The following is a 10,954-nucleotide window of genomic DNA, read 5'->3' on the forward strand; positions in this document are numbered from 1 at the left end:
AGCTCTGACGGGTCAGGCGGCAGCGTCAGTCACCTTGTAGAACGTCATCGCCGGTGACTGCAGGTTCAGCACCACACTCACTGTTTCTACCTCGTTAACCGCAGTAGTCGGCGTGTCGTCAAAAGATGCCGTGGCCGCCCAGTAACGGTTCTCCTTCGCCTTCGGCACGTACATGTAAGCCGCCACGGTCTCTTCGTCTTCGTCCAGCTGGCGCAGCAATGGATATACCGGAAGCGTGGAGTCATGCGCGATCGAATAGGTCTGCGAGACTGCGGATTTATAGGTGTTCAGGTTGCGCTGGCGATCATCGCTGAGGAACTGAATCTGCGTGGTGTTCTGATCACCACCAGATTTCGATAGCTCAGTGATTTGTGGCAGCTCGGTCCATTCTTCAATTTTGCGAATAGAGCCGGAACCGCCACCAGCCGCGTATTTGTTTTTGTTGGTGGTGTTGATGTTGCGAAGAGTTACAGCATTTTCCGCAATCGCATCGATTTTCGCGATAACGTTATCAATACCCGACCAGTTGCAGTTCACGTGAACGATATCGCCGACCGCTATATCGTCTGCGGCGCTAACTGTGATCACCGCGTGCTCAGCATTCGTCGCGCCGGTGAAAGTAATGGCCGGGCCGTAGCCCGATGCCAGATAGACATGAGCGCCGTTAGGCAATGCAAAGCCCATAATGGTTACTCCTTTAGAAACGGGAAAACCGGCTCAAGGCCGGTCCCTCGTGGGACATCACGGAGGGAATCAGTTGATAATGTCTGCCCGATAATTCAGGCTGACAGGAACGGAGTAGGACACAGGTGTAGGGACGCCGCGGAATATGCCAGGCGCGCTGCTAATCCAGCAGGTAAAGTCTTTGCCTGCAATTTCCAGCCCCTCGGGGAACAATTCCGCTACTCTGCCAGCCAGGGCAACGACGGAGGTACGGCCGGAGCCGGCTGGCGCCACGACATTAATCTGGTACACGCCTGAATAAGTCCGGCAGCGCAATCCGAGATCGATTGTTCGCGGCGTAACGGGCATATCGTGAACGGCCAGGTACATCTCGTTAGCAGGAGGTGTGAACGGCACGTTCTCCCATGCAACCGAAATGCCCTCGGCATCGGCCCAGGCACCCAATCTGGCGGCCAGTGCAGATGCAATATCAGGAATCACTTAGTCACCTCTCTGACAGCTTCCTCAAAGAAGCGTTGAAACTCAGCTGCAGTTATGCGGACCATACCGCCTGGCGCCTGTGTGGAATGCCCCATTTCAAGCGGGTAGGCATAGGGCACGTTGTTGCAGAAATAAATGGCCTTCATCCCGACTTTGAAGAGCGACAGCGTGTAGTTCCCGGCCGCTTTTGTCAGATCACCTGTCTTATCAACCCGGCCTGTCTCGTCAGTCGTTGGCGCATCAAAGGACACCTGCCAGTTACCGCGAAAGCGTCCGCCCGTATACCCCGGCGGTGCTTTGATATCCATCCCATCCACCACCCGGGCTTTTTTCTTCAGTCGCCCGATTTTGGTCAGGTTGTCGGGATTGGCCCGCTGCGCCTCATTGTGGTCGTAAACAGCGCGATTATAGGACACGGCTGTCTGGTTAACTTCCCACAACTCCGGGTTGCCCACTGGGGACATCACCACCAGCTGGTTAAGGATTTTGATTCCGACGGCGCGTACCACTGCCTCCTGATTTGTTTTCGCCTTATTAACGAAAGCCGTAATTTCAGCCAGGAAAGCCGTGTTCTCGCCCATGCTAAGCCCTCAGTTGCGCTTTGTAGCAGAGCACCAGCACGGCAGGTTTTGCCGGGTTCGGTTTGACAACACGGTAGGCTGTGCCGTCAATATCAACCACATCACCTATTTTAATTTCCTGCTCTGCCGTAAAAACGATCTGCACATCGCCGTTAACGATGACCGTTCCATCAATTTCGCCTGGCGCGTATTCAGTCTTCACGCCCACAGCAGTAAAACGTACCGCTTCAGTTTTATGCTCAACGCCGCCGATAACCGTTACCGAGCCTTTACGGGTGACGTTGTACGTCGCGCCGTTCTGCCTGAGCATGCGGGTCGTTCTGGCCTGCATACGTTGGTAATCAATCGCCATATCAGGCCCTCTCAGCAAATGCATTGATGGCGTAACCACGACCACCAGCGAGGTCGCCCAGCAGCGCCATAACGGCAGGATAAGACGGCGTGAAGACTTCGCCATCTGCGACCGCGTAGGTCATGGTTACAGCACCTTCCACACGTTCAGTTTTCACAGCGGCTTCGCGCACGCTGGAGAGTAAATCGCCGTCGATTGCCTCTACCGCCAGCATGCACTGCGCGGTTATAACCTGCCGTGGAACTTCATCCGGCGGGAAATCATGTTCATCCAGAACGACATTCACGCGTGGCCAGGCCAGCGGCTGTCGAGGGTCGGCTTTTGAGCCAACCCAGTCCAGCCCCTCCAGGTAATCCATTGCCTTAATCAGCAAAGATGTGAGCTTGTCAGGCAGTTCAATGCCGCGTATTTCCGCAAATGAGGCAAGATCCTCTTCACTGGCGTAGCTGTTGGCATCAGGAGAGGTGATATCGGTATTGACCATCGAATCATCCTGTTTATGGGGCTTTCGCCCCATTCGTTATTCCCCGGCAGGCGCAGTGAAGGTGATCTCTTCAGTGGTTTTCGCCACTCCATCTACAGTACCGGTTACCGTGAAGGTGCCAGCTGCGTCTGATGTGAGTTTCACCGTTGCACCACCAACTGATCCCGTCTGAGAACTGGCCGTGCTAAGCGTGCCACCTGTGGACGTCCACGCGACGGTTTTACCGGATACACCGGAGCCATTCAGCGTGTACTTCAGAGAAACAGTTACCGCGTCTGTGCTGTCAGCAGTTGCGGAGGTTTTATCCGCTGACAGCGTTACTCCCCCACAGCGGATCCCAGTTTAATCAGCACGCCTGCCGTAGATTTGTTGCTGGTGAAGTGTTTCTTCCAGTTGCCCGCAGTGCCGATGGCGGTCAGGTCAGGGTTATCACCTTTGGCGGTATCCCAACTGTAGCCAAGCAGATCGACGTTAACCACGCCTTCAGCACGGTAGCCGATCGCAAGGTTTTCCTGGTCATTGATGTCATAGGAACGGAAGCCCGGCGCCTGAGACTCGGTGACGGTAACCGCACCAGCTACCAGCCCAAGGATCGCATCAGCGTCCATTGTGTCGGTCACCAGCACAGGTTTACCCAGCGTGCCTGGCTGCCCGCCGTAAACCACCACGCCCGCCTCTTCGTAGATTTTGTTGGCAATCGCCTCATCAACAATGTCGAAGTAAGTGGCAGAGTGCATCACGAACAGGACCACGCGGTTAAACTTGTCCCCGTATTTGCGCAGGCCGCGCGTCAGGGTCTTCTTGCCGTCAGTTTCGATATCGGCGGTGACCACCATGTCCGCGTTAGCGCCAATCGCCGCAGTCAGCGCTTTCAGGCCGTATTTCACGTAGCCTTCCAGCGTGGCATCTGCGACATCAACGCCGATAACTTCGGAGAACTCATCAACGGAGCGGCCACGGCGTTTAAAGGCCTCTTCCGTGGTTTCATACGGGCCGTATTTCCAAGGTGCTTTAACTGATACCGCTTCACCGGCACCGATTTTTTTACCTGTGACTTTATCGACAGAGTTCACATTGCGCGATTCAATAGAGCCGCCCACCTTGTAGAACGCTCGCTTGCGGAAATCGCCTTCAATCAGCTCGTTATCCAGAAGGATCGCTCCGTTGGATGACGCGTTGAAAATTGCCAAGTTATCCTGGCGGCGCTCGAGGAAAGCGGTCTGCGCCAGGTCGTCATAAATAACCAGGTCGGTATTAACAGTGGTAGACATGGGTTAATCCCTTATTTCGGAAGTTTGAGGAAGGCCTGCTGGCCGTGTTTGCGGATGTAGTCCGCTTTGTCGCTGGCGCTCATTTCGGAACGTTTCAGGCTGCCACCGCTGTTTGATTTGTGTCCGCCTGCGCCGGTGCCTTCGGCGCGCGGGAACAGGTGCGGAGCCGTCTCCTTAAGAGACTCCGCCCACTCAAGCGGGCTTAGTGGGGTTTTGCCGTCTTTACCGAACAGAACATCGCCATTTGCATCAACTGCTACGGCCTCGCCTTCGTCGTTGAGCTGGAATGTGCCTTTGGCACGCAGGATCAGATCGTCGGATGCTTCAGCCAGCGCGCCAGCTTTCAGCGCTGCGGCACGAATAACATCACCCAGAACGCGATCCCGGAATTTGTTGGAGAACGCTTCGGCTTTATCCGCACGTTCGTTTGCTGCTTTGATCTGCTTATCCGAATCGGCGCGAAGGCGTTCAGTGCGCTTATTCAGAACCTCATCAATTTTTCCACCAGCGATAAGCTGCGCCTCTTCGTCGTCGGAAAAACGTTGCAGGATGCCACGCACTGCGTCAGGGTCGATACCGTCAAAGCGTTTGAGGGACTCGGTTGACTCTTTGAGCTTTCCGAGCAGTTCAGTGTTTTTGTTTTTCAGCCCTGTAACCTGAGCCGACACCTGCTCATCAATCAGCTTCTGAATGTCGGGAGTGATTTCAGGAGCGCCACCACCACCGCCTGATTTATCTTCTTCACCAGCCGCCGAATAATATTTAATGAGCATGTTTCGAATTAACATAATTTCCCCTCGGGATTTGTCGGGCCTCGCCCATAAAAAAGCCCCGGCGGATGCCAGGGCGTGTAGAAAGGATTGGTTGTCAGGTTTCGGTGCCAGAAAGCTGTTTGAGCCGCTCCAGGCTAATCCATTCGCCTTTGTCAGTGAACATATCAGCCAGGTCGATTTCACCCGCGCGGAACAGACGGCCACGCTCGGCACCCAGAACCTGATCCTGGCGTTGTGCCGACTGGCGCGCGAGCCATTCCAGATACGAGGTTTTCCTCGGTACCTGTCCATCCATGCTGGCACGAGTCCCCTCGTCCATCTCGTCGATATCGATGCCGAGTTCGCGCCACGACTTGAGGATCAGGGTTTCAGTAGAACGGCAGCAGAAATGAATCTTCCCGGGTCCCTGTAGATAAGGCACCTTATGCCCGACCGGTTTGTTATCGAGGGTGTAGCGCAGCAGGTCACGAACAATGCAGTCATGACTTGTTTTATTGTCCAGCGTAGACAGCCACTGTTTGCCTTTCACGATATCGCTGTTGGCACTGATGAAGCTGTTGCGTGCTGTGGCAGCCAGATGATTTACGGCTGTTTTAGCGATGCTGGCTGCATTTGCCCTGCTCATCTGCAGCGCGCCATCGCGATAGTCTTTGTTGGCGTGGCCACGAACATTGCGGGCTATAGTTTCTACCGTGTCGCCGGCAAGATACCCCCTGCGGACAGCGTTCACTATCCGCGCCAGCCTGTCCGATTCCAGATTCTCCGCCCACTCACTCAGCAGCCTCCCCTGAAAGGGTTGCGCCATCGCCGCGGCATATACCATATCGGCGGTGATGCCCTGCAGCGGATACTGTGACAGGACCTGTGATGGCAGAAGGGAATCGTACAGGCTCAGCTGATAACTGGCTTCGTTCTTTGCCAGCGCCACCAGCTCACCCTCGAGCCCTGCTTGCATGGTCGCTATGGCTTGGTGGTTAAGCTCGCGCACGCTGCCCAGTAAACTCTGCAGACGGCTAACGGTGAAGCTCTCAGGAGGCAATCTGTCGAGCGCATCCAATAGACGTGCCAACAGGTCAGCATCCGTCTCGTTAAGCAACTTCACCATCCGGTTTGCCACGCCGGTGGCGTAGCGGCTTAACCAGATGGAATGTGCGATTGATTCATCGCGCAAGCTTTCGTTTACTGTTGCCATATCAGCCACCGGTCAATGTGGGGGCTTGGTTGCGAAGTGCATCAATCACTTCGTCCGGGCTGTCTGCCGGGTCGATAAGGTCAAGCTTCTGTAGTGCTCGAATCATATCGCTATCGCGCAGCGCACCGGACTGCCAGGCGTTGACGATTGCCGTCACCATGCCCGACTCGGCAACCTTAGCAATGAATTCCTGGTTGATGGTGTAACTCGTCGTCTCACCATTGATGCCAAGGTATTTCGCACACCATCCCAGCGCCAGCGTATAGGCCTCAGAAACGTTTGAAACGCAGATACCGAGCACCGATGTTGATGATGTTTGCTCACCGCTAGCCTGCGTCGCCGTCTTCGCCGTGGCGTTCTGCTCAATCAGCCGGGCACCAAGCTGCACCATGTAATCGCGTTTGCTGTCCATGGCCTCTTTAGCCAGCATGTTCGGCTGTGCCTGGGCATAACCAAACGAGCCCTCCTTGGGAAGCAAAAGCGGTGATCGGGAACCAATTTTCACGCCCTTCTTCTCGAGGTGATCGCGCCAGTTAGTATCAAGCCCAGTCATGTACGGCTGCACCTGGCCACAGAACCATACGCTGTCTTCATAGTCAGCGCTGTTACGGTAATGCCCGTGGTTTATCTCCACCAGTGCGGCCAGCGGTGAATCATCGATAGTGGGATCGTTGTTCTGAGCACCGACAAAGGTGAACGGGATTTCGTCCCAGTAGTCCTTTCCTTTCGGCTTTGGGTGGTACTCACTATCAACAGTGTAGGTTCCGCTCGCGGAGCCACCAGCCCGGCGCCATACGCGGCAGATGAACCGCCCTTCTTCCAGCGCTAGTTCGCGGTACTGGATTTCATCCTTGTAAGAGTAACCATCCGGCTCTTCTACGCATTCGCGCAGTACCACCAGCACCAACTGATCGCGCCCGTTAATTCGCTTTGTTCGCCAGTTGATAATGTTCTCTGCCGGATAACGGAGAATAATCGCCTCATCGGATTCTGCAGCGTAATCGACGTAAATGCCCTCTCGCGCAACCTCCAGCACGTTCTCGGCCACCAGCTGCGACTGCTGATAGATACTGGTACCAGCCCCGTCAGCATTGTCCAATAGGTATTTGAGCTTTTCAGGACCGTTAAACGTGGGGTCCTTTCGATACGCCATCCCAAGCATGCCGATCTTCGTATTACCGGCAATGGCGTAGAACACCGCACGGCTTAGATAGTCCTCATTGCGCTTGCGATTGCGTGTGGATTTATCGGTTGGGTCGAGATAAGGCAGATACTTATTTCCCGCCGCTTTTACGGCCTCAACTCCTTTGCAGAAGTCCCTGTATTTCCGCCAGGCAGCAGAAGCCGCCCGGTGTTCTGGTCGAACCCAGGTGATGTCGTCGTTTGCCATATCAGAAAGTGGTGTCCATGGTGATTGAGTATGCCGGTTTCACGATCGGGTAATCCTTCACGATGAAGTACCCACCAGCATCATTGGGGTGATCGTTATCAGCTGATTTGTCCGGTTCGCCATTGGCCGCCCAGATTTGCTGCTCGAGGCTCTCGGTATAAACCGGGCAGTTTTGCACGTTAACCAAATAGCGGCGCTCGCCGTTGGCGTTGCAGAACATGGCGTTCATCGAGTTGATGCGGTCTTTAACCGGCGGGTTGGCATCATCAACAATGACGCTGAACCCGGCATCATTAAGCTGGGCAATATCGGTCTTGCTGGCGTTCTGCGATTTGCGTGAGTCGCCAGAGGCATCCGGATAGATGTAAATCTCCCGGCTTTTAACGTAGCGACCATCCTCGTAGCGCCAGAACTCTTCCTGAATGCGCTTAATCATCGCTGGCGTGTCGTAGACCTTCACCAGCTCGCGAACCGCGCGTGGTAGGCCATTACGCTTAACGTGAACAATCGCGGCCATTTTCCCCACGTTGAAGTCCATACCGATGAAGAGCGGATCCCCATCCTGAATCTCGTCAGAACAGTTATTCAGCTTACGGTTGAACGTATGGTAAATGGTCCCGCTGTTGAGGTTGGTGAACTTGCCGCGCAGATAGGCCTGAATCAGTTCGTCAGGGTATGAGCTCAGGAGCGATGGAATATAGTCAGGCGGCAGGTTCTTTGCGTTGTCGAACGTGCTGGCCTGAATCAGACCGTACAGGGCCGACAGTTCTGGCTTTTCACGTACCGCCTTCACGAACTGCTGGTAAACGAATTTGAACCCTTCCGGCGTTGTCGTGACGTCAATTCCATTTCTCAGACCGGGAATGTTGTAACGCATTCGGGCGATTATTTTTCGCCATGCCTGCTGCGCTTTGGCAGCCGCCATGACGTCCAGCTCATCCACCATCGCATTACCGATTTTGAAACCAACTATCGAGCCGGGCTTCTCCATAGAGCGGCAGATTGTGGTCCCGCGGTACCGTCGCCCCTCGTAGAAGTGAACCTCTTTGTTCCCCTCGTTAATTTTGACGCTTAAACCCCAGTCAAATGCCACCTCTTCAATCGTCGGGTAGAAGATGTCACGGATCTGCGGGTACGTCGGCGCGAAATAACCCTGGTTAATCTTCGGGTGTTCCCACATCCCTTTGCAGATCCCGCCACACCCCACCCATGTCTTACCGGAACCGAACCCGGCAACGTAGGCTTTGAATTTGTGCTGCATCGCGAGGAAGCGCGCCTGAGGAATGTTAAGTGTCGGGCTGATCCCCATCGTCTGCCCTCGCATCCACTACGTTGATATTGATCTGCACTGGGGTTGGTTCATCGTCCTCACCATCACCGGCCAGCTCTTTACGGAGTTTCTCAACCTCCAGCTGCCGACGTTCGATTTCAATCTGCTGCAGACGTTGTGCAAACTCGCTGTCGGCCAGGCCCAGGCGCTTCATTACCGCTTCGAACATCCGCTCGCGGCTGATTGCTGTAATTTCGACGCCGTTTTTGCCGACCTTCACGCCGGAGTAAGCGAGCCGAGAAGCTGCCGGGAGTTTGCGAGTGTCAGGGAAGTAAGGCTGCCCAATGCCGTCACCATTGCAGCGCGGGCATTCGGGGTTAGGCTCCCTATTGTGGTCGTAGCCGTAACCGCCAGTGTCTTCTGGCTGCTTCGCGCCCTCTTTACCTTCAACCTTCGCTTTCTCTTCTTCGAACTCAACAGCATCGCGCCACTGGTAGTGGTGACCGAAGCCCCAGCAGTAGCGACACGCACCGCGGCGATACTGTGAGATTTGATTTGCATCGAAAGTGGCGAGCTGCCACATCTGAGCGAGGACTTCATCGGCACTGCCAAGCGTGCGAGCTATAGAGGCCTTCTGCTGCTGTGCAATGGCCTGTGCAACTGAAGTTTTCTGAAGGAGTTGATAGCCGATTTGTTCAGCTGATTTACTACTGTAGCCAGCCCGGATAGCTGCCTGTGTGGCATTGCCATCCTTCAGGTACTCCGCGACAAATAAGCGCTGCTGAGCAGTAAGTCCATCATCATCTGTCAGCTCATTTGCGCTTTTATCTTTCTGCGCAGTGCGCATTTTTTTTTGCGCAGGTTTTTGCGCAGTTTGCGGAGTAGGTTTTTTGATATATCGACGGGCGGTAGCGTAGTTCAGTCCCTGGGCCTCACACCACTCCTTCGGTGATATGCCGGTTACGGCATGGACGGACAGGAACCGTTGATGAAGCACGCCCCAGTCCGGTTTTGACATAAAGTAAGTTCCCCTAGTTCAATGCAAACTCAAAAAGTGAACCAATTTCCACCCATAGAGTACACATCACTTGACCAAATGCATTGATGGATGCACTATAGATAGTGAAGACCACCTATAGAAAACCATTTTAGATCCGGAGTGATGAAATGAAGGTAACTCAGCAACGAATCAATGAAGTCGCACATATAATGAATGTAGAAATCTATGAGGAAGCATTTGGAGGGAAAGCTCGCGGGCGTTTCCTTATAGATCGCAAGCAAATGCGTGACTTACTGGGGACCTCTAAGCTTCACGACACTACACTTGCTAAGCTTTATGTAGCCTGTCTAGATGAGGGTATTGTCATGATTGATTTGGACGAGGTCTTCGCTTTTATCGAAGCGAAAATGGTACGTAAATACCGCAAGGCTCCAGTAAGGATTACTGACAAGTTTGTTCCGCCAAATGAATCAGATGACGATTTAATGGAGGAAGAAGAGGAGGACTAGTTCTTTCTTCATCTTCATCAATCGGTTATTGCGATTACGATGGGTCTACCTATGGTGATGGCAGCAAAAAAGCCACCAGCATGTGCCAGTGGCTAGGATGAAAATCAGACATGCTGGATAAGAGATTCATTAAGCGTTTAAGCTGATAATCTTCAGTACAAGCTTATTCATTGGGTTAGGGTTAGCGTGATCTGTAGCGTGTAATTCATCACCAACTTTGAGTGGTTTTAAATTAAACGGCTCTTGCCCATAGCGGTACATTTCATTGTTATGAATTACCTCCCCCACTAATGTGAATACTTTTCTTCCATCATGGAATAGAGAGATAGCCCTTTTGGTACCATCGATCTTTATGCTGAACTCACGGGAGAAATGAGCATGATGTAGGCAATACTCGGCATGACCACTATCAAGATCATGAAGGTATGTCACTGCTCTGTTCCCTAACGCTGTCAATGTAAAAACAGAATTGTTGTCGGATTTTAAGTCCGTTAAAACTACTCTACCTGTAGACATAATGACCTCACCAATTTTGTGTGAGGTCATTATGAATATCCAAAGCTAAAAAATGCAACTTAATCAGACATATCACAGTTGTTGCGGCAATCGTTCCAACCCCTACTCTTGTTGTGATGACATCGATGCGCTCAGCCTTTCGCAGTTCGTCCGCCACGATTTGTTGTGCGTCAGTATGGCCTTCTTCGTCTGCTACTCCAGCATATCCCAGTCGAGATCCGTTCCATAGAGGGTTTAACCCAATCTCAAGCCGTGTTTATTACCTCAACTCTTGCAGGTCCAGTTTGTGCGCAACTCGCGATCAACATAGTCGCCAGGCATATGGTTAACATTCTAATGTACATTCCTGACCTCATTTGTTTCTATGAGTGTCACTGTATGCCGCTTTCCGAGTAGAACAAGGTTTTTTATCTTATAAGTACATTTAATTTTCTTGGGCTGCGCCGAGGTGT

Annotated in this window: 14 protein-coding genes; 1 reads left to right on the top strand and 13 read right to left on the bottom strand. The window is 53.1% G+C overall.

The window, feature by feature from the left end:
- Positions 1-12 precede the first annotated feature (12 nt).
- The 12 genes from N037_RS21240 to N037_RS21290 form a co-directional block, all read right to left on the bottom strand.
- Positions 13-684, bottom strand: a complete 672-nt coding sequence (locus N037_RS21240; protein WP_032643342.1) for a phage tail protein — start codon at positions 682-684, stop codon at positions 13-15.
- Positions 685-753: 69 nt separating this feature from the next.
- On the bottom strand, positions 754-1,164 hold the full coding sequence (locus tag N037_RS21245; protein WP_032643344.1) for a DUF4128 domain-containing protein: 411 nt from the start codon (positions 1,162-1,164) through the stop codon (positions 754-756).
- Positions 1,161-1,745, bottom strand: coding sequence for a hypothetical protein (locus N037_RS21250; protein ID WP_032643347.1), 585 nt, complete (start codon positions 1,743-1,745; stop codon positions 1,161-1,163). The genes N037_RS21245 and N037_RS21250 overlap by 4 nt, the downstream gene beginning before the upstream one ends.
- Position 1,746: 1 nt before the next feature.
- On the bottom strand, positions 1,747-2,097 hold the full coding sequence (locus tag N037_RS21255; RefSeq protein ID WP_032643352.1) for a hypothetical protein: 351 nt from the start codon (positions 2,095-2,097) through the stop codon (positions 1,747-1,749).
- 1 nt (position 2,098) lies between these two features.
- Positions 2,099-2,581 (bottom strand): DnaT-like ssDNA-binding protein, encoded by a 483-nt coding sequence (locus N037_RS21260; RefSeq protein ID WP_032643354.1) that lies wholly within the window; start codon positions 2,579-2,581, stop codon positions 2,099-2,101.
- Positions 2,582-2,617: 36 nt separating this feature from the next.
- Positions 2,618-2,917 carry an Ig-like domain-containing protein gene (locus N037_RS25135; RefSeq protein WP_197278587.1) on the bottom strand — a complete coding sequence of 100 codons (300 nt, stop codon included), beginning with the start codon at positions 2,915-2,917 and terminating at the stop codon, positions 2,618-2,620.
- A complete protein-coding gene (locus tag N037_RS21265) occupies positions 2,899-3,852 on the bottom strand; it encodes a major capsid protein (protein ID WP_032643356.1) in 954 nt (317 codons plus the stop codon). Before N037_RS21265 ends, N037_RS25135 begins: the two co-directional genes overlap by 19 nt.
- Before the next feature lie 11 nt (positions 3,853-3,863).
- The gene (locus N037_RS21270) at positions 3,864-4,640 is read right to left on the bottom strand and encodes a hypothetical protein (RefSeq protein WP_032643358.1); all 777 of its coding nucleotides are present in this window, start codon (positions 4,638-4,640) and stop codon (positions 3,864-3,866) included.
- A 79-nt stretch (positions 4,641-4,719) separates the two neighbouring features.
- Entirely contained in the window at positions 4,720-5,817 is a 1,098-nt protein-coding gene (locus tag N037_RS21275) for a phage minor head protein (RefSeq protein WP_032643361.1), read from the bottom strand.
- Position 5,818: 1 nt separating this feature from the next.
- Positions 5,819-7,207, bottom strand: a complete 1,389-nt coding sequence (locus N037_RS21280; protein ID WP_032643363.1) for a DUF4055 domain-containing protein — start codon at positions 7,205-7,207, stop codon at positions 5,819-5,821.
- A gap of 1 nt (position 7,208) precedes the next feature.
- Positions 7,209-8,516, bottom strand: coding sequence for a terminase large subunit domain-containing protein (locus tag N037_RS21285; protein ID WP_032643365.1), 1,308 nt, complete (start codon positions 8,514-8,516; stop codon positions 7,209-7,211).
- The gene (locus tag N037_RS21290; protein ID WP_032643366.1) at positions 8,494-9,495 is read right to left on the bottom strand and encodes a terminase small subunit; all 1,002 of its coding nucleotides are present in this window, start codon (positions 9,493-9,495) and stop codon (positions 8,494-8,496) included. The genes N037_RS21285 and N037_RS21290 overlap by 23 nt, the downstream gene beginning before the upstream one ends.
- Positions 9,496-9,644: 149 nt before the next feature.
- Between N037_RS21290 and N037_RS21295 the strand changes: the two genes are divergently transcribed.
- Positions 9,645-9,986, top strand: a complete 342-nt coding sequence (locus tag N037_RS21295; RefSeq protein ID WP_020690983.1) for a hypothetical protein — start codon at positions 9,645-9,647, stop codon at positions 9,984-9,986.
- 129 nt (positions 9,987-10,115) lie between these two features.
- On the opposite strand, the gene N037_RS21300 is transcribed toward N037_RS21295, so the two are convergent.
- Positions 10,116-10,532, bottom strand: coding sequence for a hypothetical protein (locus N037_RS21300; protein ID WP_055726135.1), 417 nt, complete (start codon positions 10,530-10,532; stop codon positions 10,116-10,118).
- Positions 10,533-10,954 lie beyond the last annotated feature (422 nt).

Origin of the sequence: Enterobacter sp. EGD-HP1 (assembly GCF_000733275.2) — a bacterium.
Classification (GTDB): Bacteria; Pseudomonadota; Gammaproteobacteria; order Enterobacterales; family Enterobacteriaceae; genus Enterobacter.